Raw genomic sequence first — 23875 nt, 5'->3', positions numbered from 1 at the left:
ACACCTCCCACACCTCCCACACCTCCCACACCTCCCACACCTCCCACACCTCCCACACCTCCCACACCTCCCACACCTCCCACACTTCCTGCTTGCCCCATGCCCAAAGTCTAAGGCTTGTCTAACAAAAGCGGTTCTTTGGCAACATCATCTAAGCGGATACTGGCGAGTATATTCTGCCACTGTCTCTCAAATGCAGCATCTTGGGGGTTTTTCTGACGCAGTTGAGCTAGTATCGCTAGTGCTTCGTGCCATATACCTTTTTGGGCATAGATTGTATAGCGTTTGAGAGGATCTGCGTTTTCTAGTTCTTTAAGTGTTGATTCACCGAGGTCAACTCGTTTTATTACCCCTTCAACGTAAGTCCAGGGGGCATTTTTTTGTTTATCGCAGTTAACGCTGAAAAACCAGCGATATTCTTTGTTTAATGCTAAACCCGGAGCAGTGCTAGGTAGAGAAAAGCTTATAACTCCTGGCTTATCTGTTAGAGCGATCGCTTGTTTGTAGACTTGATTAGAGTCCCCATCTTGCAGCACAAATTCTACTGCATAAGCCACATCTTTGGTATATGGCATATAGAAAAACCAACTTGGACGTTCTAACGTCGTTTGCGACCAGACATTAACCACATCATCAGCTTCCTCAGTAAAGGGCACTAAAGCTGTGAGGTCAGGTTTAGCAGCTGGGCATGTTGTTCCGTTTCCCCGTGTAGCCCCGCCCCGGACGCGTCCTCCAGGAGGGGGGCCAGGTGGGACTGGGGGTTGTTGAAAGGGTGGAGTTTGAGCAACAATGACTTTAGAATTAGAGCGATCGCCAACACGACCAAGGCTAGAAGTCTCGCTAGCTAGTAAACTGGTGCAGCTCAAAGCTAATACTAAAAATAGTTTTATTGGTTGTAAATTACACTTCATAAAAACATTACCTCATAGGATTTTAGATTTTAAATTGGGCATTGGGCAAGCAGTAAGTGTGGGAGGGGTGAGAGGTGTGGGAGGTGTGGGAGGTGTGGGAGGTGTGGGAGGTGTGGGAGGTGTGGGAGGAAATGGAAGCATAAATTCTCTTTTTCCCCATCTCCCCACACTCCCCTCTCTCCCCACACTCCCCACACTTCCCCATCTCCCCAGTCCCCAGTCCCCACTCCCCGTCTCCCTACTTAGCGCTGACTAAACCATTGTGCCTGAGCAGGGCGATGGTACTTGGTTCGCGACCCCGGAAAGTTTTAAATACCTGCATTGGATGTTTTCCACCACCAAGTGCTAGTACGGTATCTCGATAACGGCGTCCTGTAGCTTTTATCGCTTCTTCATTTTCTAGTCCAGCTTCTTCAAAAGCGGCAAAAGCATCGGCACTTAGTACTTCAGCCCACTTATAGCTGTAGTAACCCGCTGCATAGCCACCTTCAAAAATGTGCCCAAAAGCACATAACATCGAATCTTCTGGAAGCGGTTGTAAAACGGTAGTAGTCTTAGCTATGCGATGACGCACATCTGCGGGGGTTTCATCACCATCAGAACGATAGCGGTAGTGTAGTTCTAAATCAACGGTGCTAAAGTGAAGCTGCCGTAACATGGCAGTACCACTCATATAATTACGCGCTGCCAGGAGTTTTTGATAATAATGTTCTGGTAGAGCTTCCCCGGTTTTGTAATGCTTTGCCATACCGAATAAAGTCAGTCGCTCATAGCACCAGTTTTCCATAAACTGACTAGGTAATTCCACTGCATCCCATTCCACATTGTTGATGCCTGCTGCTCCCGCATAATCGACCTTGGTCAGCATATGGTGTAATCCATGACCAAACTCGTGAAACAAAGTCTCTACTTCATAGAAAGTCATCAAACTAGGTTTGCCATCTACTGGCGGAGTTTGGTTACATATCAAGTAACTTACAGGTAAGCGGATGCTGGTTACACCATTTTCTGTGATTCTGGCACGATTGATACACACATCCATCCAAGCACCACCGCGTTTTTCTGCGGGACGGCTATAGGGGTCTAAGTAGAAGTAAGCTATGGGAGAACCAGTTTCATCAGCAATTTGGAAATAACGGACATCCTCATGCCATACTGGGGCTTGACCGTCGGCTGGGGTAACAGTGACGCCAAATAATCGCTTCACAAGTCCAAATAAGCCATCCAACACTTGGGGAAGGGGAAAGTAAGGACGTAATTCTTCGGCGGTAAAGGCAAATTTTGCTTCTCTTTGGCGTTCTGCCCAAAAGCTAATATCCCAGTGTTTTAAATCTTGATATTCTTTTCCATGTGATGCAGCGAAAGCTTGGAGTTCTTCTAAGTCTTTGACAGCAGCATTATAACTGGCTTGACGCAGTTCTTCTAATAATGCTTCCACTGCTTGAACATTAGGAGCCATTTTACTGGCAAGACTCAACTGGGCATAACTCGCATAGCCAAGTAAATCTGCGAGTTCTTGCCGTAATTCCAAAATTCGCTCAATTAAAGGGTTATTGTCTAAATCGCCACTAGAAGCGCGGGTGATATAAGCTTTGTAAAGCTTTTCGCGTAAATCTCGGCGGGTGCTGTGCTGCATGAAAGGGCCGTAGCTGGGGAAGTCCAAAGTAATACGCCAAGGGCCATTTTCTGGTGTGGCGTTAATTTCACCAGCCTCACGAGCAGCTTGGGCTGCTAAACTGACTAAGCTTGGCGGTAAACCGTCAATTTCGGCTTTTGTTGTCAGGGTTAAGCTAAAACTTTTAGTAGCATCCAGTACATGGTTAGAGAATTTCGTAGAAAGTTCTGCTAGTTCCATCTGAATGACATTGAAACGCTCTCTGGCTTCTCCTTCTAAGCCAACACCTGAAAGTTCTGCATCTCGAATGGCGGCTTCTACAATACGCTGTTGGGCTGGTTCTAAAGTTTCCCAACCATCGCTAGCGCGGAGTACTTTAAACGCATTGTAGATGGGTTGGCTTTGACCGAGCTTATTGATAAATTGTATTACCTCTGGCTGTATGATTTCATGAGCTTCCCGCAGTTCAGGGCTATTTTTAACACCCATCAAATGATTTACTGCCCCCCAACTCCAGGTAAGCCGTTCAGTCAGCTTTTCTAAGGGTTCCACTAAACCTTCCCAAGTAGGCTCTACATTAGCCTCTAAAGCCACAAGCTGCTGGTCAAGTTCTGCCAGCAATTGGTTAAAGGCTGGTACTACTCGTTCTGGTTTAATCTCTGCAAATGGAGGTAAGCCAGTGCCTTGGAGTAAAGGGTTGTCAAAAAGAATGGTACTTGCACTCATGTTTTTCTTTGAACTGCGGATGAATAAAAATCAACAATGATTTCTATTTATATATTTATTTATATATCTTCTAATGTAGCGATCGCTGTGCTGATTAGTCTCGCCAGTTTGGCAAAATCAAAAGTACTGGGGCATGGGGCAAAAGAAAGATCTCTGTTTTCTCTTTAACCTTTATCCTTTTCGCTTAGCGAAGCCATGTCCTCATCTTCCTACTTTCCATTCTCTAAGTATTTGCACTACTAGTCGGCTACAACTAGGCCGATCGCAAAGCCATCGTATCCTTTACTACCTACTGTTTGGAGTGCGGTGGTACTTACACGCGGCTCAGATGCCAGCAGTTCGTTGAAACGACGTACTCCTTGGACGCTGGTATCGTTACTGGCTGTATCTATTACTGCTCCGTTACGGACAACATTATCGGCAATAATCAGGCTACCTCGACGGGAAAGTTTCAGCGCCCATGCTAAGTAATCAGGATTGTTGGGCTTGTCGGCGTCAATGAAAATCAGGTCAAATGGACTGCGACCTTCGGCGGCGAGTTGTGGCAGTGTAGAGAGTGCTTGCCCAAGCCGTAATTCCACTACATCGCTTAGACCAGCGCGTGCAATGTTACTCTGGGCAACTTCGGCGTGTTTGGCATCGGCTTCGAGGGTAATTAAGTAACCATCCTTGGGTAATGCCCGCGCCAACCAAATTGTGCTGTAACCGCCCAGAGTACCAATCTCTAAAATCGTGCGTGCCCCTTGGAGTTGCGCCAACAGCAGCAGTAGCTTGCCCTGATTCGGTGAAACGTTGTGCGGTGGTAGACCCGCCGCAGTGCTGGCTTCCAGTGCTGCATCTAGCACTGAGTCAGAGGGCACAAATAGGTCAGTGAGGTAACGGTCAACCGCAGTCCATTGTTCCTGAGTCACGGATGTATCCTTTGAAAAAAATAGAGGGATTGGTATTCCTCCTGACTTGAAAATGCTATTTAGATGAGTATCTATATAGCTCAGTCCCACACCACATTTTCATGCTTGGCTGTGAAACTTGTTTCATCGGGACTGCCTCCTGCCCCCTGCCTCCTTAAACTACCTGCTCTACCTGTGATTTTGCCAATTCGCTAGGTGCGATCGCCCCATTTTCTGTAATGATGGCTGTTATTAATTCGGCTGGGGTGACATCAAATGCTGGGTTGTAAAAATCTACACCAGAAGGTGTGAGCATTGTATTGCCAACTTGATAGATTTCTGTGGGATCGCGTTCTTCAATGGGAATTTTGCTACCATCTGCTAGTTCAAAATCAACGGTGGAAAGAGGTGCAGCCACAAAGAAGGGTATATTATGTGCTTTAGCAGCGATCGCTACGCTATATGTACCAATTTTATTCGCAGTGTCACCGTTAGCGGCAATGCGATCGGCGCCCACAACTACTGTATGAATTAAACCCTGTTTCATGCAATGGGCTGCCATGTTATCAGTAATTAATGTAACTGGAATGCCTTCTTGGACGCATTCCCAAGTGGTGAGTTTTGCCCCTTGCAAACGGGGACGGGTTTCGTCGGCAAATACACGCTCTAAACGTCCTTGCCGCCAAGCAGAACGCACAACACCCAAGGCTGTACCATAACCTGCGGTAGCTAATGCCCCGGCGTTACAGTGGGTAAGCAATGTCAGCTTTTCTGGGGTAGTGGGCAAAACTGTTAAGCCATTGTCGCCGATCGCTTTACAAGTTTGCAAATCTTCAATGTTGATTGCTTGGGCAGTTTCCAACAGAATTTGTTTGATTTCTTCCACTGTTCCCAAGGTTTCGTAGGCAATTTTCAGCATCCGGCTAATTGCCCAAAATAAGTTTACGGCTGTGGGACGAGTAGAACGCAACAACTCGGCAACTTTATCTAAGTGTTGCAAAAATTCGTGGCGATCGCTTGTCTGAATTTCCCTTGCGCCAAGATACATTCCATAGGCCGCAGCTACACCAATTGCAGGCGCACCCCGGACAATCATCGTTTTAATCGCCCGCGCCATATCTTCACTGCGGTGAATTTCTACGAATGTATATTCGTTGGGTAGACGAGTTTGGTCAATTAGTGACACTGAGTCGTTGTGCCAAATGACTGGATAAACCTGGTTTGTAGAACCTGTCATAAAAGAAGGCAATATTTTTTAACTTTGTTGAGAGAATAATAAACTTTTACAGATTGAAATCAAAGCGGTTTTTTGTTGAACAATTGCAGCTTGATTTTAGTTTCTGAACATGCTCTAATTTTAGCAAAACTTCATCACATTTAAAATTTTCATTGGGAAGCTTGGCTTCCAGTGGTTTTCGTCAAACTTACATTTGGCAAGTCGGTGTAAACTCAAGTTCAAAAAGGTGAAAACATGGCCCAAAAAATTATTTACGGAACAGTTGCTGATGACGGCACAAAACAAAGTGGACAAGGTTTTGAAGTTCAATCACCGGAAACAGGAACTTATGTAATTACTTTTTCAGAACCTTTTGTTGAACCTCCCAGCATTGTAGCTACTTTAAAAGATTGGGGTGCTGATAATCAAATTGTTGTTAAAGATATCACTGTAAACAAAGCTCAAGTTAATATTTGGGATTTGGGAATTAAGCAACAATCAAGCACAAGTTCTCCAGATCTGGCAGTTACAAAAGAAAAGTCTGCTTTTAATTTTATTGCGATCGGTGAAGGTAGTTAAGGGACTTCCAAAAAATAAATTATCCAAGGTTGTGGGGTGGATTTATAGAAGCCATCCTACAATAAATATTTGGATATTTTGTATTTGGAAGCCCCTAATCATCTGAAATTTAGAATTTGGTAAAGTGCTACTAGGCAATCAGACTAAAATTGCTACTACTCAAAGTAATATTAGAATTCCCTAAACGGGCAAACTCAAACACTGTTCCTGCGCCCAAAACATTGCCATCCTGGTTATAAAATAAGCTGCCACTACTTTGGCTAAAGACAATACGCGCATTACTAGCATTAACGAATTGATTATCGGTAACAACTGCAAAGTCAGTTAAAGCCTGTCCCACAGTATTAGTAATAGCATTGAAGGTCGTTTTACTCAGAACAATCTGGTCTTGTCCAGCTTCAAAATCAGTGATGGTATCAATACCTAAGCTTGTGTTAAAGACACTATTACTTTGGAACAGATATTTATCACTACCAATTCCACCTGTAAGAGTATCATTACCATTACCTCCCAAGAGGGTGTCATTTCCTGCTAACCCTTGGAATTGGTCATTTCCATCACCACCAATTAGAGTGTTATTCAGTGTATTGCCAGTGAGAATATCATTACCTGTGCCACCCGTTGCATTTTCAATAACGTTGTTAGCAGAGAGAATGAGGTTGAGATTGCTATTAACTGTTTGCGAAGTTGTTACACCTAAATTGACGTTGACAGCAACCGTAGTACCGCTAAAGTCAATAGTGTCAGTACCACCTGTTGTGGTTTCTATAATTGTGTCGGTTCCCAAGGCACTATTCGCTACAAAAGAATAGGTATCATTTCCTGTCAAGCCTTGGAGTAGGTCGTTTCCGCCACCACCAATGAAAGTATTATCCAGTATATTACCAGTGAGAGTGTCATTGCCTGTGCCACCAGTTGCGTTTTCAATAACGTTGTTGGCAGAGAGAATGAGGTTGAGATTGCTATTAACTATTTGCAAAGTTGTGACACCTAAATTTAAATTGACCGCAACTGTAGTACCGCTAAAGTTAATAGTATCAGTACCCCCTGTTGTGGTTTCTATAATTGTGTCGGTTCCCAAGGCACTATTCGCTACAAAAGAATAGGTATCATTTCCTGTTAAACCTTGGAGTCGGTCATTTCCGCCACCACCAATGAGAGTGTTATTCAGGATATTACCAGTGAGAGTGTCATTGCCTGTGCCACCTGTTGCGTTTTCAATAACGTTGTTGGCAGAGAGAATGAGTTTAAGATTACTATTAATTGTTTGCGAAGTTGTTACACCTAAATTTAAATTGACGGCAGATGTAGTCCCGCTAAAGTTAATAGTGTCAGTGCCGCCTGTTGTGGTTTCTATAATTGTGTCGGTTCCCAAGGCACTATTAGCTAGGAAAGAATAAGTATCATTCCCTGCACCACCATACAAGGTATCGTTTCCAGCATCACCTGATAATTTATCATCTCCCTGCTCGCCAAATAAACGGTCATTACCGCCACCACCTTGGAGGCTATCGTTACCTAAACCACCAAACAAATCATCATTGTAAGCAGTTCCTGTAATGTTGTTATTTACAACTGCACTATTGAAGATGAAATCACTCGCTTGTAATTGGCTGCTGCTAATGCCATTGAGTTTCAATCGATAATAATAATCGCCATCAAACACTCGATATCTAACGCTAATGATGGCGTTACCATCGGTATCATTACTGGTTAGCAATAAGAGATTATTGAAGTCACTGATGCCTAGAGTTCTAAGATCTATTTTGTCTTGTCCCTTTTGAAAATCAATGACGATATCTTGCTCTTTGGCAACGACGGAATTATCAAAGTACTCCAAGACAAATTCATCGTTTCCTGCACCACCATACAAGGTATCATTTCCACCACCACCTAATAGTCTGTCATTTCCCTGTTCGCCAAATAAACGGTCATTCCCGTCACCACCTTGTAAGGTATCGTTACCTAAACCACCAAACAAATCATCATTGTAAGCAGTTCCTGTAATGTTGTTATTTACAACTGCACTATTGAAGATGAAATCACTGGCTTGTAATTGGCTGCTGCTAATGCCATTGAGTTTCAATCGATAATAATAATCGCCATCAAACACTCGATATCTGACGCTAATGATGGCGTTACCATCGGTATCATTACTGGTTAGCAATAAGAGATTATTGAAGTCACTGATGCCTAGAGTTCTAAGATCTATTTTGTCTTGTCCCTTTTGAAAATCAATGACGATATCTTGCTCTTTGGCAACGACGGAATTATCAAAGTACTCCAAGACAAATTCATCGTTTCCTGCACCACCATACAAGCTATCATTTCCACCACCACCTAATAATCTGTCATTTCCTTGTTCGCCAAATAAACTGTCATTCCCGTCACCACCTTGCAAGGTATCGTTACCTAAACCACCAAACAAATCATCATTATAAGCAGTTCCTGTAATGTTATTATTTACAACTGCACTGTTGAAAATAAAATCACTCGCTTGTAATTGGCTGCTGCTAATGCCATTGAGTTTCAATCGATAATAATAATCGCCATCTACGACTCGATATCTGACGCTAATAATGGCGTTACCATCAGTATCATCATTGATGAGTAATAAGAGATTATTGAAGTCACTGATGCCTAGAGTTCTAAGATCTATTTTGTCTTGTCCCTTCTGAAAATCTGTGACGATATCTTGCACTTTGGCAATAACAGAATTATCAAAGTACTCGAAGACAAATTCATCGTTTCCTGCGCCACCATACAAGGTATCGCTTCCAAAGCCACCTAATAATCTGTCATTTCCTTGTTCGCCAAATAAACTGTCATTCCCGTCACCACCTTGCAAGGTATCGTTACCTAAACCACCAAACAAATCATCATTATAAGCAGTTCCTGTAATGTTATTATTTACAACTGCACTGTTGAAAATAAAATCACTCGCTTGTAATTGGCTGCTGCTAATGCCATTGAGTTTGAGTCGATAATAATAATCGCCATTTGTCACTCGATATCTGACGCTAATGATGGCGTTACCATCGACATCATTAGTTGTCAGCAATAACAGATTATTAAAGTCACTGATGCCTAGAGTTCTAAGATCTATTTTGTCTTGTCCCTTTTGAAAATCTGTGACGATATCTTGTTCTTTGGCAATAACAGAATTATCAAAGTACTCGAAGACAAATTCATCGTTTCCTGCGCCACCAGATAAGGTATCACTTCCAGCACCACCTGATAATTGATCGTTTCCACCTAGCCCAGAAAGGGTATCATTACCGTTTAAGCCTTGAATAGTATCATTTCCAGAAGTGCCGACTAAATTATCGTTATTGTTTGTTCCTAGAATAGCCATGATTTTATCCTGTTTTTTTGGGTTTTAAGATAGTGCGGGTATTTTGAAATTTGGACAAGAATTCTTATGAATTGGATATCAAAATCCAGTTTAATTTTTGAAAAAAGCCACGACAAAATATGAGGTTAAATTTATAGCAGGCAACAGCAATAGGCAACAGGCTTAAAAGTCTGTTGATGGCGATGTTTAACAATCAATCGATGTTCTAATGTTACTGGCTACTGCTATAAGTAGTTAAACCCATAAAAATAGAGCGATCGCTTTCTTCTAAATTGATACTGTTACTGAATTGATCGTATAAGAATCCGAGGAATTAACTAGATTAAGTATACAGATAATATAACGATATCAGTTAATTTAAGTAATAATTTAATACCTAGTGGTTCCACTGATTGACTAAGTTTAATAAAACATCATATTACTGATATGAAACTTAGGCTTTTCATAAAAGATTGCCCACACCTGAGTCACAAGTGTGGGCGATTCGTTATTATGGGGGGTTAGCTAAACAACAGCAGATACTTGTTGTTTAAAGAAAGCTTTTAAAACTCTCTCTGCTATTTGATAACTAGTCAAACCTAATTCTGCGTTAGATTCATCCGGTTCGGCATGGTCAAGACATTGAGTACGGCAAAACACTTGACATAAATCAGAATATCTGCATCTAACAAGGCTTAAGCGATCGTTTATTAGAATTAAGCTTCTTAGTTTAACCAAGTCTTCTAGTCATAGGCACGTTTCTGGCAAGGGGATTTCTTCCGAACAGCTTGATGATAGCTTCAGCAAATTCTTTATTATCGTAAAACTCATGCATCAAAGTAATGGGTTGCGAATACAGTTTATCGCTCAAAAAGATTGATTTCCAATCTAGTTCGGTACTATTAACAACTCCAATTTGTGCCATTACTTTGAGGAATTCATAAGCAATCAAACCTTGACCAATGGCAGATGGATGAATGCCGTCTAAACTAAATAGTCCACCTTGTCGTAGTCGCCCGCTTGTATCTGCATGGTAGTATTTAGTGTTGACTTGGGGATAGACAAAATCGAAATATTCTGGAAAATCATACTGTACTTGTCCAGCATTTCGCTTGAAGGCAATTTCTTCTAAGGCATCAGCAAGTTCAACAATATGATACCGCGATCGCTGATATTTACTGTTCTTACTTTTGACCAGTTCTCTAATTATTTGATTGTATTTGCGAATACAGTCATCAATATACAGTGCATCTTGTAGCGTTAGGTATAAGGTTCCAGTTTTTCTAATCGTATCCTCTTCAAAAGGAAAATAAGTATAGTATTTGTAGTAAATTGAAGGTTTATCATCTCCAGGGATGTTAATTTCAGTAGTTGGGCCTACGCCTTTTGCTAAGGGTATGATAGTTATCAGTGGTACTGTTCCAATGAAGACATTCCAATCAGGATTGTTGTTACCCTGCATAATTGTATCAACGCGATCGAGCAATTCTTGATATTCAACCTCAAAATCATTAGGATGCCACAGGTTCCATTGTTCTCTCGCTTCCCGGAATGATTCAGGCTCTTGACTTGGGTTTTTAAGAGTCTTATTCGAGTCATTGGGAGTTTGATTAATTTGTAAACTGATGACAGTCCCAAGGGCATTGTTCGATCCTAACCAGATAATTAAATTCTCAACTCCTTGAGCTGCGGTTGTATGATGCTTTAACCAATCTAGTTGACTATAGTTGTCATAAATAGGGTTTAGAGATGGGTTGAGGACTTTAAGTGCTGTTCGGTAGAACGCAGCATTAGGCAAACCTAAAAAATCAGGTTTGTTTTCTCCTTTTTCGTTACTAATTTCAATTTGATATTTACAAATACGGGGTGTAATCATCCAAGAATCAGCAATATCAAAGCCTTGAATTGCTACATTGTGGAAGAATTCAAATCCTCCTGGATAAGGCTGGTTAGCACTACCTCCTTGGCGTTCATAGTAATCTTCAGCTTCATCTAATACTTTCTCAATAGTCGGCAATATGGTGACCCAATCAAAGCCGTTGATATCTGAGCCATATTTTTTCTCCAAACGCCGTAAAATATTCTCAATATTGACTGGTAGTCCCCCCATTCGCCATTCAGGGTAAAGATATTCACCACCAACTTGCAGCCCCATTGACTTAGCAATCAAAGTTGAAAAGCAAAGGTCTGTCCGGGCTGCTGCCAAAGACATAAAGCCTTGAGAAATACTGTCACCAATTGTAAATAGTTTCATAAGTTTTCCCAAATTTAATAAAATTATCGCCCACACTTGAATCACAAGTATGGGCGATAATTTTATTCCTACAAAGAATTAGCTAAACAACAGCAGATACTTGTTTTTTAAAGAAAGCTTCTAAAACTCTCTCTGCTATTTGATGACTAGTCAAACCTAATTCTGTTTTCGATTCATTCGGTTCGGCGTGGTCTACTAACACATCTGGTACGCCAAAACGCTTGACAGGAACAAGAATATCTGCATCTAACAAGGCTTCGGCTATGGCCGAACCAAAACCACCCATGACGCAGCCTTCTTCTAAAGTAACAACGCGTCCGATTTTCTTAGCTAAAGGCAAAATCAACTCGGTATCCAAAGGTTTAGCAAAACGCGCATTAATTACAGTTGCTTCAATGCCATGTTCGCTCAAGATTTCCGCAGCTTGCATTCCCGGATAAACCATTGTGCCATAGCCGACAATTAACACGTCATCCCCTGTACGCAGAATCTCGCTTTTGCCGATTTCCAAAGGTTCCCAGCCTTCTTCCATCAGCGGCACGCCGTAGCCATTGCCACGTGGGTAACGCATAGCAATGGGGCCGCTAGTATGGTTAACGCCAGTTACCATCATCCGTTGCAGTTCTGCTTCGTCCTTGGGTGCCATCAGTACCATGTTAGGAATGCAACGTAGATAAGCGATGTCATACATACCTTGATGGGTGGGGCCATCGGCACCAACAATTCCTGCCCTGTCTAAGCAGAAGAAGACTGGTAAGTTTTGTATGCAGACATCGTGAACGATTTGGTCGTAAGCGCGTTGCAAGAAGGTAGAATAAATGGCGGCAATGGGGCGCATTCCTTCGGTTGCCAGACCAGCTGCTAAGGTAACAGCGTGTTGTTCAGCAATGCCGACATCTATATATTGATTGGGCAGTTTTGCTTGAAGTTTATCTAAGCCTGTTCCCGTTGCCATCGCCGCAGTGATGCCGACAATTTTCGGGTTTTGTTCGGCTAGTTTCACTAAAGTGTGAGAAAAGACTTTGGCATAAGCTGGTGGTTTAGGTTTGTTGGAGGGAATAGCTTTGCCAGTTACTAAATTGAAGGGGCTTTGGGCGTGGTAGCCTACTTGGTCTTGTTCTGCGATTTCATAGCCTTTGCCCTTGACTGTTGCCACATGTACTAAAACCGGGCCTGGTATTTGATGCGCTTGTTGGAATGTGGCAATCAATTCTTCTAAATTATGTCCATCAACTGGGCCGATGTAGGTAAAGCCGAGTTCTTCAAATACTGCACCTACCTTAGGAACAGCCAACCGCTTCATACCTTCCTTGATGCGTCCAAGTTCGGGAGACAAAGATTCACCTACGAAGGGAATTTGCTTAAACTGTTCCTCAAAATTATCTTTGATAAACTGCACTGGTGGGCTGAGGCGCATTTTGTTTAGATAGCGAGGAATTGCACCCACATTAGGAGATATGGACATTTCGTTGTCGTTGAGAACAACCAGCAAATTAGTTTTCGGCAAGTGTCCAGCATGGTTAATGGCTTCTAAAGCCATACCTCCTGTAAGTGCGCCATCGCCAATGACAGCCACAGCTTTAAATTTTTCGCCTTTTAAATCTCGCGCTAAAGCCATTCCCAATGCTGCTGAGATGCTGGTGGAAGCGTGTCCTGCACCAAAGTGATCAAATTTGTTTTCACAACGCTTGAGATAACCTGCAACTCCGCCCTTTTGTCTAAGGCTGTGGAAGGAATCGTAACGTCCTGTAAGTAGTTTATGGGGATAGGCTTGGTGTCCTACATCCCAAACGACTTTATCCCGATCTAAGTCCAGTGTTTGATAAAGCCCTAGTGTTAATTCTACGACACCCAACCCTGGCCCCAAATGTCCACCATTAACTGCTACGGTCTGAAGATGCTTATCTCGAATTTGACGGGCAATTTGTTGCAGTTGTCGAACGGATAAACCGTGCAACTGATTGGGATGGGTTATTTCACTCAGATGCATATTACAGGGTTTTCCTCTCTAATTTCTGGTTTCGGTATCTTGATTTTCCCACGGTCGGGTTATCCACATAATTAGACTGTTACATTGTTACTAAGTTGTAGCGGAAAGTATAACTTCGTAATTGATAACACCCAAAAATGTCCTAACTATTAACAATTCGTCAAAAAAGAATTCAGACTATAATCAGTCCTTGCTGTAGAATTTTCAAGTTAGGTAGAAGGCAATAGGCAAGAGGCAAGGGGCAACAGGTGAAGCAGTGCGTCCTTGCGGTCTCCCGGCTTAAAGCAACTGCACCAAGGCGAAGGGCAACAGACAATTAATCTTTTCTCTATTGGGCTATTGCCTTTCAAGGCTACCTAACGTATGTCTGTTGTCTTTGTTTGATACCACCAGATGTACTACTGTGCGATCGCTACTCATTTGTTTACCATACCTTTGTCAGTAAACTTACTCGAATATTTCCTCCAAATTCAGTAGTCGCTTAGTAACTTAAATTTTATCTTTTCTTAAGAAAGTTTAACATATTTTTTGCATTAGTAGTAAACAAGATACCGATAAGTCCGATAACGCAAGGCCGAGAAGTTCACCTATAGAATAATTTCCATCAAAATAATACTGCAACTTTGAGGAAATAATGCTTACATGCAGTGCTAGAGTGCAAAATAAAACTACAGGTACAAAATAACACCTCTTTGCTGAGTCGGAAAATTATTAGACATTGGTTGTGGTGTTAGACACTAAGTCAGAATTAGACTTACTTATCGGTAATGAATACGGGCTTTACACTGTTAAGCAAACACGCAAAACTAGAGAATATCCTTCGAGTCACAGACGCAGGGCGATCGCGTTTAGCAGCAACTTCATTCCCATTTAATGCTACCGTGGATTCGCAAGTAGTTCATCCAACATTGAGTGATTGCCCAAAATTTGGCTATTTATGGGGCTAAAAGAGTTGAAACCTTTGCAGCCTATACTTGTGTGTACACGGTAGCCTGGTAGAAAAGAGAAGCTAGGTGGGTGAGGTCTGTCGAATTCACGTTAACATACCCTACAAAACTACTAATTTAATGTTTGCAGGTCGATGCAATGCGATTGTATGTCGATGCATTAACAATGCAAGTCTCTACTACCTGACTTTCTACCTTGTATTTTGACACTGGTGAGTAAAAATACTAATTGCCAATCCCCAATTCCTCTTTCATCAAAATGTAATTTCCAGCTTTTTGAGGAAAATACTCGAAAAATGCTTGCTAGTATGAACTAGAATGTCATAATTTATTTGTGGAACTGGAACAAGTCGCAGTCTAATAACCAAAAGACCTTACAAATCTCATAATGCGATGAATCTTGCTGATGTCACAGGTTAAACAGAGGTAATTATTGTGACATTAAAGGCTCGAATGAGTCTTGTTTTTAGGTTTTAAGTTGTTAAATAATCCACAATCCAGTAATGCTATACAGACGATTTGGACGCACAGAGTTACAGATGCCGGTGTTTTCCTGCGGCGGCATGAGATATCAATTCAAATGGCAAGATGTTCCTGAGTCGGAAATTCCTACTAAAAACCAAGCTAATTTGGAAGCGACCATCAGAAAAGCTGTGGAAGTTGGTATTAATCATATTGAAACTGCCCGCGGTTATGGTACTTCCGAAATGCAATTGGGAAGAATATTACCCAAGTTTCCCCGCGAAAAATTGATTGTTCAAACTAAAGTCGGCCCAAGGGAAGATGCAAAAGAATTTCGCGAAACTTTTGATAAATCATTAAAATATCTCCAGCTAGATTATGTTGACCTTTTAGGTTTGCACGGCATTAATACTCCTGAGTCGTTGCACTACAGTATTCGTCCCGGCGGCTGTTTAGATGTGGTACGTCAGTTGCAAGCAGAGGGGAAAGTCAGATTTGTGGGCTTTTCCACACATGGCCCAACTGATGTAATTGTGCAGACAATTAATACTAATCAATTTGATTATGTAAACCTGCACTGGTACTACATTAATCAATGGAATTGGGCGGCAATTGCAGCAGCTAAACGTCAGGATATGGGGGTATTTATTATTAGCCCAACTGAGAAAGGAGGGTTATTGCATAAACCGTCCCAAAAGTTAGTAAATCTTTGCGCTCCTTTGAGTCCAATAGTGTTTAACGATCTGTTTTGTTTGAGCCATTCACAAGTGCATACCTTGAGTTTAGGAGCAGCAAAACCGGAAGATTTTGACGAACATCTCAAGACTTTAGACTTAGTAGATAGAGCATCAGAAATTCTGCCACCAATTTTGGCACGGTTAGAAGCAGAAGCGATCGCCACTTTGGGAGAAGATTGGGTAAAAACCTGGCAAGATAATTTACCCAAGCTTGAGGAAACGCCTGGGGAGATAAATATTCGGGTGATTTTGTGGTTGTGGAATTTAGCGATCGCCTATGATTTGGTAGAATATGGCAAAATGCGTTATAACCTGCTTGGCAATGCTAGCGATTGGTTTCCTGGTAATAAGAGCGATGGATTAAACAAATTAAACTTGCACCAATGTCTGGCCGCCAGTCCCCACGCAGATAAAATCCCGCGAATTCTGCAACAAGCGCATGAATTGTTGGGGGGTGAAGAAGTAAAACGATTGTCTCAACAGTAAATCTCATTTGAATGAGGTACATGGGTAGGGGCGCACAGCTAGCTGTGCGCCCCTACGAGGATCTATTTTTTCTGTACCTTATACCAATTCTCTATTTCTTAATTGCGTTCGCGTAGCGGACGCACCAGAAGGAGCGTCATTGCGTTAGCGCAGCGGGGCGTAGCCCATTGCGAATTGATGTTAGGCTTGCACCACAAAATCAGAAGCGGTGAGAGTCGGCGCATCTTTGAGAGTTGCAAAAAGACCGCCATTGCCGAAACCAACAGCACTACCGTTAGGATTATAAAACAACTCTCCAGTCACAGAGTTGTAGACAATGACAGCACTGCTGAGTGCCCCTAAAGATGCGATCGCAAAATCACTGGCATTACTGAAACCCGTTCCGGCATTAGAAGTAATTGCAGTAAAGGTAGTCTTATCCAGAACAATTTTATCGTTTTGGGAATGTGTGAAGTCAGCGATCGCATCTTTACCGATAGCTGTATTGTTATAGGCAGCATCGGTATTGTAAACAAAAGAGTCGGCACCCGAACCACCTGTGAGAACATCGTTGCCAGCGCCACCAACAAGAGTATCGTTGCCCGCACCGCCGATCAGGGTATCATTGCCAGCATCACCACGCAATAAGTCATTGCCATTTTGATTTAGTTCCAGATTCTCCGCACGCAAGTCAAAATTGCTGGAAAATTGCAATGTGTCGAATGAGGCAATTACCCCTGCTGATGGATTCGATCCAGTGCCAACGCCGCCAAAATCGGTGATTATATAATTTATTGATATCAAAATCTCAACTTTTATCCTAGAAAAACAAAAATTAGAAGGAAATGAATTCTGCGATCGCTGTTTCTATTGCTAGTTTCTAAAATTGACCTTAAAGTTTTTGTGTAAATTTAGCGTGTGGCATACATCGCAGTTTTAAGGTATCTCTCTATTCAAGTAAAAGATTTTTTAAATTTTGCAGAAGAAAAACAACTTTGTAGATTGTTGTGTAAATACTCACAGGGTACGGCGAGGTGAGGCAATAACTGTACTTTTTCCTGCTCTAATTCTTTGAAAGCGTGTTAGCAATAAAAGTTCAAACAAAGCAAAAGGAATCCCTATAAATAAATTGAGGGGATTCCTTGGATCTGTCTCAAGATAGTAGCTTTTATAGCTTTCTTGAGAAGTAGAGTTAGAAGTCGATATTTAATCAGATGTGCTGTGTTTGGTTTGATTGGACTTTGGTACAACTAGCACTTTATCGACGCGGTTACCATCCATATCCATAACTTCAATTCGCATACCTTCCCATTCAAAATGATCTGCTGCGGTGGGAATACGACCTAAATGAGTAATGACAAAACCGCCTAAGGTTTGATAACTGCCACGTTCCTCAGATTCCCACTCTTCCATATCGAAAAGTTCTAAAAACTCTTCCACGGGTAACATTCCATCCAAAAGCCAGGAACCATCTTCCCGTTGCACGGCTTGTGGCTGATCTTGTCCATCTGTTGAAGGAACATCGCCGACAATTTCGCTCATGATGTCATTGAGAGTGACTAATCCTTGAATGACGCCGTATTCATCGACTACCAGTGCCATGTGGGTGACGGTTTGCTTAAATAATTCTAAAACTTTCAAACCGCGTGTGCTTTCTGGTACAAAGACGGGTTGCCGCAATCCTACTGTTAAATCTAGCTGTTCACCTCGGAAACTCCTAGCTAATAAGTCGGTAACTGGGATTACACCCAGGACATTATCAAGTCCCCCTTGACAAACTGGATACCGCGAGTAGGCACTATCAACCATTTTTTGGCGATTTTCTTCAGCAGTGTCATCTAAATCTAGCCAGACGATATCAGGACGGGGTGTCATTAAATAGCTTACAGGGCGATCGCCTAAACGAAAAACTCGTTCTACCATATCCTGTTCGGCTTCTTCAAAGGTTCCCGCCTCAGTACCTTGCTCGATTAAGATTTTAATTTCTTCTTCAGTGACTTGCGGTTCAGTTGACTGGGTAACACCTAACAATCGCAGAACCATATCTGTGGAAGCGCTTAAAAGATGTACCATTGGAGAAGCGATCGCCGATAAGGCACGCATGGGAATAGCTACAAATGCTGCAATACCTTCCGGGTTATTTAATGCCAAACGCTTCGGCACTAATTCGCCGACAATCAATGATAAATAGGTAATAATCAACACCACGATTCCAAAAGATACTGGTTCGCTATAAGGTGCCAATACGGGAACAAGTTTTACATAGACTGCCAGACGATTAGCAATTGTTGCTCCTCCAAAAGCACCAGTCAGAATACCGATTAGAGAAATACCTACTTGAATAGTCGACAGGAAATTATTTGGAGACTCCGCGAGTTTGAGTGCTACCCTTGCCTTAGCATCCCCTTGATTGGCAAGCTGTTGTAGTCTAACTTTCCGCGCTGAGACAATTGCCATCTCAGACATCGAAAACACGCCATTGGCAATAATTAGCACCAAGATGATTAAAATTTCAAAAGTGATGGAGGACATGTTTAAAATTGCCGCTTATCAGAGCGAACGTAGCTCAATCCTTAGTATCTAGTATTAAAGGTGCTGGGATAAATTGTTTGACCATACACAAAGTAATAGTTATGAGTTGTTGATTTTATGATGTCGTTGTACATTATTCTTCCTGAGAATGAATGAGAGGGCTGTTAACACTTTTAAAATGGTGGACATAAACTGCCTGAAGATTATCAACAAGCGCTAAGACTTCCATTGCTAGTAGAACTTATGTCATTTTCTTCTATTGTGCGTGCCTTAGGGCGATCGCCGCTCACTACTGAATTTATTTCTAAGTTAAATCGCCAACAAGAATTACGCTTAAATGGCATTCCTCGGCTGCCAAAGGGTTTAGTAGCTTCGGCATTGGCGCAAACTCAGGGCAGGAATTTGTTCGTGGTATGTGCCACTTTGGAAGAAGCCGGACGCGTTTACGCACAACTAGAGGCAATGGGATGGCAAACAGTACATTTTTACCCTACCTCTGAAGCTTCTCCTTACGAACCTTTTGACCCAGAAACAGAAATGAGTTGGGGACAAATGCAGGTGTTGGCGGATTTGGGCATTGGGCATGGGGCATGGGGCATGGGGCATGAGGAAGAAAATCCCAATTCTCAATTACCCAAGATGGCAATTGTGGCTACTCAAGGGGCGTTGCAACCACATTTGCCACCGCCAGAGGCTTTTCAAGAATTTTGCTTGACACTGAAGCGGGGAATGGAGATAGACCTGAATGCTTTTAGTGAGAAGATAACTCTTTTGGGGTACGAACGAGTACCTCTGGTGGAAACTGAAGGGCAGTGGAGTCGGCGTGGTGATATTGTTGATGTCTTCCCGGTTTCGTCGGAGTTACCAGTCAGACTGGAATGGTTTGGCGACGAAATCGAACAAATCCGGGAATTTGACCCAGCAACTCAACGTTCTGCCCTCGATAAAGTTGAGCAGTTAATTCTGACGCCAACTAGCTTTGCTCCCATCATCATGGCACCACTCAAGGATAGTGCTGAGTTTCGAGTGCTGAGTGCCCAGTTAAATACTGATTCAGCACTCGATAATGGGAACTCAGGACTAATTGAAGGTAGCCGTCGTTTTTTAGGTTTAGCGTTTGAACAACCAGCATCGCTGCTCAACTACTTACCAGAAAATACCTTGATTGCCATTGATGAGCCAGAACAGTGTCATGCTCATAGCGATCGCTGGGTAGAAAATGCGGAAGAACAATGGGGCATGGCGCATCGGGCATTGGGCATTGGGCATGGGGAAGAGTCTAACCAATTGCCGAAAATTCACAGGTCGTTTGATGAGTGTTTAGCTGATGTTGCGAGGTTTCAAACACTTTATTTATCGGAATTGTCTGAGGAGAATGATGGGATTAATCTTGCCAGTAGAAGTGTTCCGGTTACGCCGCATCAGTTTGCTAAATTAGCTGAAACTATTCGCCACGAACGCGATCGCAATTTCTCTGTCTGGCTGATTTCTGCTCAACCTTCGCGTTCTGTGTCGCTGTTGCAAGAACACGATTGTCCGGCGCAATTTATCCCCAATCCCCGCGACTACCTAGCGATTGATAAGCTACAAATCAACCACACTCCAGTCGCACTGAAATATTCTGGTCTGGCGGAACTCGAAGGTTTTATTCTGCCTACCTACCGCTTAGTAGTCGTTACTGACCGGGAATTTTATGGTCAGCATTCCTTAGCAACTCCCGGTTTTATCCGCAAACGCCACAAAGCAACTTCTAAACAAGTTGACCCCAATAAGCTACGTCCAGGGGATTATGTGGTTCACAGAAATCATGGTGTTGGCAAATTTGTCAAGCTGGAAAGCTTAACGATTAATGACGAAACTCGTGATTATTTAGTGGTGCAATATGCTGACGGTTTACTGAGAGTCGCAGCCGACCAATTAGGTGCATTATCTCGGTTCCGCGCCGGAGGAGATAAGGCACCAGAACTCAACAAGATGACTGGTAAAGCTTGGGAAAATACCAAGAACAAAGTCCGCAAAGCGATTAAGAAATTAGCGGTGGACTTGCTGAAATTATATGCAGCGCGATCGCAACAACAAGGCTTTAGTTTCCCCAGCGATATGCCTTGGCAAGAGGAAATGGAAGACTCTTTCCCCTACCAACCCACAACAGATCAGCTAAAAGCCGTACAAGATGTCAAACGCGACATGGAAAGCGATCGGCCAATGGATCGCTTAGTTTGTGGCGATGTCGGTTTTGGAAAAACGGAAGTGGCGATTCGTGCTGTTTTTAAAGCAGTCACCGCCGGTAAACAAGTGGCACTCCTTGCGCCAACTACTATCTTAACTCAGCAGCACTACCATACACTCAAAGAACGTTTTGCTCCTTACCCGGTAAATGTCGGCTTACTCAACCGCTTTCGTTCCGCTGAAGAACGCCGCGATATTCAAAAACGATTGGCAACGGGCGAACTCGATGTAGTTGTTGGCACACACCAACTTTTAGGCAAAGGTGTATCATTCAAGGATTTAGGACTGTTGGTGGTGGATGAAGAACAGCGTTTTGGGGTGAACCAAAAAGAGAAAATTAAAAGCTTGAAAACTCAAGTTGACGTGCTAACTCTCTCTGCTACTCCCATTCCCCGTACCCTGTACATGTCTTTGTCGGGAATTCGGGAAATGAGTTTAATTACCACACCACCTCCAACGAGACGCCCAATTAAAACTCACCTTGCACCGCTTAATCCGGAAAGTGTGCGTAGTGCAATACGTCAAGAATTAGACAGAGGCGGACAAGTATTTTATGTAGTTCCACGGGTAGAGGGAATTGAAGAGACAACCGCAAGCTTGCGAGAAATGATACCGGGGGGTAGGTTTGCGATCGCTCACGGTCAAATGGATGAAAGCGAGTTAGAATCAACCATGCTCACCTTCAGCAATGGTGAAGCAGATATCCTCGTTTGCACGACAATTATCGAATCTGGCTTAGATATTCCACGGGTCAACACCATCTTAATTGAAGACGCTCATCGCTTCGGCTTAGCTCAGTTATATCAATTACGCGGTCGTGTCGGACGCGCAGGTATCCAAGCTCATGCTTGGCTTTTTTATCCCAAACAACGGACGTTATCTGATGCGGCACGGCAACGGTTACGAGCAATTCAAGAATTTACTCAGCTAGGTTCTGGGTATCAATTAGCGATGCGCGATATGGAAATTCGCGGAGTAGGTAACTTGCTGGGTGCAGAACAATCCGGTCAAATGGATGCCATCGGTTTTGATTTATACATGGAAATGCTCGAAGAAGCAATTCGAGAAATTCGCGGCCAAGAAATTCCCCAAGTTGAGGATACCCAGATTGACCTCAACCTCACGGCATTTATTCCCGCAGATTACATTACCGATTTGGATCAAAAGATGAGTGCTTACCGGGCGGTGGCGACAGCGAAATCAAAAGGAGAATTAAAACAGATTGCAGCTGAATGGAGCGATCGCTATGGTACTTTGCCAGTCCCAGCTAATCAACTGCTACGCGTAATGGAACTCAAACAGTTAGCGAAAAAACTCGGATTTAGTCGCATTAAACCAGAAAACAAACAGCACGTTGTTTTAGAAACACCAATGGAAGAACCCGCTTGGAACTTGTTAGCGGCGAACTTACCAGACAATTTGAAAACCCGCTTTGTGTATTCTCCTGGGAAAGTCACTGTGCGCGGTTTAGGAGTTTTCAAAGCCGACCAACAATTGCAAAGTCTAATTGATGCTTTTGCAAAAATGCAAGGTGCGATTCCAGAGGCAGCTGTAGTTTGAGGATCTCAATCAAAAGACATCTGGTAAAAATCAATGTAGAGACGTAGCATTGCTACGTCTCTCTGATTCATCTACTAAATTGCTTGGTTCGCCGGGGTAGAAGTCATAGTCTAAAATCTCTGGCAAACTGTAGGGACACTCTACCGGAAAAGTACGCTTAGGCAAATCTGTTTCTCCAACAGCTAATTCCAGAGCTTTAAGGTAGGCTTTGCCAAGTGCTTCTTCAAGGTAGGGTTTGAGGCTAGGATTGTCTTCAAGCAGTTCAGCAATATCTAAGCGTTGAATACGAAGTGTTGCTAACCAGCTACGGCTACGGCGTCCTGACTGGTACTGCCATTTTAGTAAATGTCCAATCAACACACTGAGACGGTTTCGCAATTCTTGACGTTGCTGTTTACCCAAAGATTGAATTTCCTCAATCAGATTTTGCAGATCGATCTGACTCCACTGCTGATTCTGAAGTAAAGTTGCTTGTTCCTGTGTCCAAGCGTAAAAATCAGTTTCGTAGAGGCTTGGTGAACACATTGGAATCTTTGGGTTTGTTTCAGGTATAGGCATTAGGTTAGTTCAACCTCAACGTCTTTGGTTTTATTGTAAAAAAGCATATTCAAGTTTTTCGTTACGACCAGAAATTCAAGACCATTTACATTCAAACTGGAGTCAGTGATGAGATTGCACTTGCGATCGATGAAGATGGAAGTTGGGAGTTTGTTCTATGACATTGAATGAACTCTACCGACATTTGGGAGAATGCGTTATTTGTCATTCTATAACTATAAAATCAACAGGAGAGTCAGAGTGAGTATTAACCTTGATTTGCCCCCAGAGCTAGAAAACGAACTTTCTACCGAAGCTTCTAAGTTAAACCTTCCTCTCTCTGAATACATTCTTCGGATTCTCTCTGTAAGGCAAGTTATAGCAAATCCACTCAAGACAGGAGCCGAACTTGCTGCCTATTGGCAGAGTGAAGGCATTATCAACTCACGACCTGATATTACAGATAGTCAAGCATACGCTCGTAAGTTACGTCATGACGCCGAAATTCGTGAGCGAGCATAGGTAAAGTAGATGTATTTGCTAGAGACAAGTAATAAATTGATACTTATAATCAGGATGAGATCCCTTAAAAAACAATGTACTGAAAAAAACTATGGTATCCTTCCACTGTCTTCGGGATGATAAATGTGAGTGGAGAAAAGGCTTAAGAGATTTTGCAATTCAGTTTAATGAAACTTTTGGCAAAGACTATAGTCTTTCCAAGTTTCTCGATATTTCTGAGAAAGGCAGCAAACAGTCAACCAAACAGCCAGAGGTACTATTACCCGGATTTCTCACGAGGGAGAAAAAAACACCTGGATTAGCCAGATTTAGGATAAATTAATTGACACATTGTTGAATTCACCGCCGATTAAAAATATTTACCAGTAA

19 protein-coding genes are annotated in these 23875 nt (G+C 42.6%); 8 read left to right on the top strand and 11 right to left on the bottom strand.

Features of this window, described 5'->3' with window-relative positions; all coding sequences use genetic code 11:
• Nucleotides 1-110 precede the first annotated feature (110 nt).
• Complete coding sequence (locus tag H6H03_RS36130; protein ID WP_190959820.1) at nt 111-911, bottom strand: DUF928 domain-containing protein; 801 nt, start codon at nt 909-911, stop codon at nt 111-113.
• Nucleotides 912-945: 34 nt separating this feature from the next.
• On the opposite strand from H6H03_RS36130, the gene H6H03_RS36125 reads away from it, so the two are divergent.
• Complete coding sequence (locus tag H6H03_RS36125; RefSeq protein ID WP_190959819.1) at nt 946-1167, top strand: hypothetical protein; 222 nt, start codon at nt 946-948, stop codon at nt 1165-1167.
• Here H6H03_RS36125 and H6H03_RS36120 read toward each other — a convergent pair.
• Entirely contained in the window at nt 1150-3252 is a 2103-nt protein-coding gene (locus H6H03_RS36120) for a M3 family metallopeptidase (RefSeq protein WP_190959818.1), read from the bottom strand. The two genes, H6H03_RS36125 and H6H03_RS36120, sit on opposite strands and share 18 nt — an antisense overlap.
• A 36-nt stretch (nt 3253-3288) precedes the next feature.
• On the opposite strand from H6H03_RS36120, the gene H6H03_RS41650 reads away from it, so the two are divergent.
• On the top strand, nt 3289-3420 hold the full coding sequence (locus H6H03_RS41650) for a hypothetical protein (protein WP_277926229.1): 132 nt from the start codon (nt 3289-3291) through the stop codon (nt 3418-3420).
• A 71-nt stretch (nt 3421-3491) separates the two neighbouring features.
• On the opposite strand, the gene H6H03_RS36115 is transcribed toward H6H03_RS41650, so the two are convergent.
• A complete protein-coding gene (locus H6H03_RS36115) occupies nt 3492-4163 on the bottom strand; it encodes an O-methyltransferase (RefSeq protein WP_190959817.1) in 672 nt (223 codons plus the stop codon).
• A 154-nt stretch (nt 4164-4317) separates the two neighbouring features.
• Nucleotides 4318-5379, bottom strand: a complete 1062-nt coding sequence (gene mtnA / locus H6H03_RS36110; protein WP_190959816.1) for an S-methyl-5-thioribose-1-phosphate isomerase — start codon at nt 5377-5379, stop codon at nt 4318-4320.
• Nucleotides 5380-5613: 234 nt separating this feature from the next.
• Here mtnA and H6H03_RS36105 point away from each other — a divergent pair, with 234 nt between their 5' ends.
• On the top strand, nt 5614-5937 hold the full coding sequence (locus H6H03_RS36105) for a hypothetical protein (RefSeq protein ID WP_190959815.1): 324 nt from the start codon (nt 5614-5616) through the stop codon (nt 5935-5937).
• Nucleotides 5938-6067: 130 nt separating this feature from the next.
• Here H6H03_RS36105 and H6H03_RS36100 read toward each other — a convergent pair whose 3' ends face one another.
• From H6H03_RS36100 to dxs, 4 genes are all read right to left on the bottom strand, one after another.
• Nucleotides 6068-9292: a beta strand repeat-containing protein gene (locus H6H03_RS36100; RefSeq protein ID WP_199339212.1), complete on the bottom strand. Its 3225-nt coding sequence runs from the start codon at nt 9290-9292 to the stop codon at nt 6068-6070.
• A 504-nt stretch (nt 9293-9796) separates the two neighbouring features.
• Nucleotides 9797-9931, bottom strand: a complete 135-nt coding sequence (locus tag H6H03_RS41645) for a hypothetical protein (protein ID WP_277926228.1) — start codon at nt 9929-9931, stop codon at nt 9797-9799.
• A gap of 70 nt (nt 9932-10001) precedes the next feature.
• Nucleotides 10002-11525, bottom strand: coding sequence for a hypothetical protein (locus H6H03_RS36095; RefSeq protein ID WP_190959814.1), 1524 nt, complete (start codon nt 11523-11525; stop codon nt 10002-10004).
• 82 nt (nt 11526-11607) lie between these two features.
• Nucleotides 11608-13515, bottom strand: coding sequence for a 1-deoxy-D-xylulose-5-phosphate synthase (dxs, locus tag H6H03_RS36090; RefSeq protein ID WP_190959813.1), 1908 nt, complete (start codon nt 13513-13515; stop codon nt 11608-11610).
• A 724-nt stretch (nt 13516-14239) separates the two neighbouring features.
• On the opposite strand from dxs, the gene H6H03_RS36085 reads away from it, so the two are divergent.
• Nucleotides 14240-14389: a hypothetical protein gene (locus tag H6H03_RS36085; protein ID WP_190959812.1), complete on the top strand. Its 150-nt coding sequence runs from the start codon at nt 14240-14242 to the stop codon at nt 14387-14389.
• Nucleotides 14390-14965: 576 nt separating this feature from the next.
• Nucleotides 14966-16147: an aldo/keto reductase gene (locus tag H6H03_RS36080; RefSeq protein ID WP_190959811.1), complete on the top strand. Its 1182-nt coding sequence runs from the start codon at nt 14966-14968 to the stop codon at nt 16145-16147.
• Nucleotides 16148-16327: 180 nt separating this feature from the next.
• Here the strand turns inward: H6H03_RS36080 and H6H03_RS36075 are convergent, their stop codons facing one another.
• Together H6H03_RS36075 and H6H03_RS36070 are read right to left on the bottom strand one after the other, a co-directional pair.
• Nucleotides 16328-16930 carry a calcium-binding protein gene (locus tag H6H03_RS36075; protein ID WP_277926227.1) on the bottom strand — a complete coding sequence of 201 codons (603 nt, stop codon included), beginning with the start codon at nt 16928-16930 and terminating at the stop codon, nt 16328-16330.
• Nucleotides 16931-17332: 402 nt separating this feature from the next.
• A complete protein-coding gene (locus tag H6H03_RS36070; RefSeq protein WP_190959810.1) occupies nt 17333-18658 on the bottom strand; it encodes a hemolysin family protein in 1326 nt (441 codons plus the stop codon).
• A 243-nt stretch (nt 18659-18901) separates the two neighbouring features.
• Between H6H03_RS36070 and mfd the strand changes: the two genes are divergently transcribed.
• Nucleotides 18902-22447, top strand: coding sequence for a transcription-repair coupling factor (mfd, locus tag H6H03_RS36065; protein WP_190959809.1), 3546 nt, complete (start codon nt 18902-18904; stop codon nt 22445-22447).
• A 30-nt stretch (nt 22448-22477) separates the two neighbouring features.
• Here the strand turns inward: mfd and H6H03_RS36060 are convergent, their stop codons facing one another.
• Nucleotides 22478-22972 (bottom strand): DUF29 domain-containing protein, encoded by a 495-nt coding sequence (locus H6H03_RS36060; protein ID WP_199339211.1) that lies wholly within the window; start codon nt 22970-22972, stop codon nt 22478-22480.
• A 65-nt stretch (nt 22973-23037) separates the two neighbouring features.
• Here H6H03_RS36060 and H6H03_RS42165 point away from each other — a divergent pair, with 65 nt between their 5' ends.
• A complete protein-coding gene (locus H6H03_RS42165; protein WP_390842917.1) occupies nt 23038-23166 on the top strand; it encodes a DUF6888 family protein in 129 nt (42 codons plus the stop codon).
• Nucleotides 23167-23245: 79 nt separating this feature from the next.
• Nucleotides 23246-23506, top strand: coding sequence for a hypothetical protein (locus H6H03_RS36055; RefSeq protein WP_190959807.1), 261 nt, complete (start codon nt 23246-23248; stop codon nt 23504-23506).
• The last annotated feature ends 369 nt before the right edge of the window (nt 23507-23875 follow it).

The organism is Nostoc paludosum FACHB-159, assembly GCF_014698835.1.
GTDB lineage: Bacteria > Cyanobacteriota > Cyanobacteriia > Cyanobacteriales > Nostocaceae > Nostoc > Nostoc paludosum.
The sequence above is the reverse complement of the archived record's forward strand: the minus strand, read 5'-3'. Positions and strand labels throughout refer to the sequence as shown.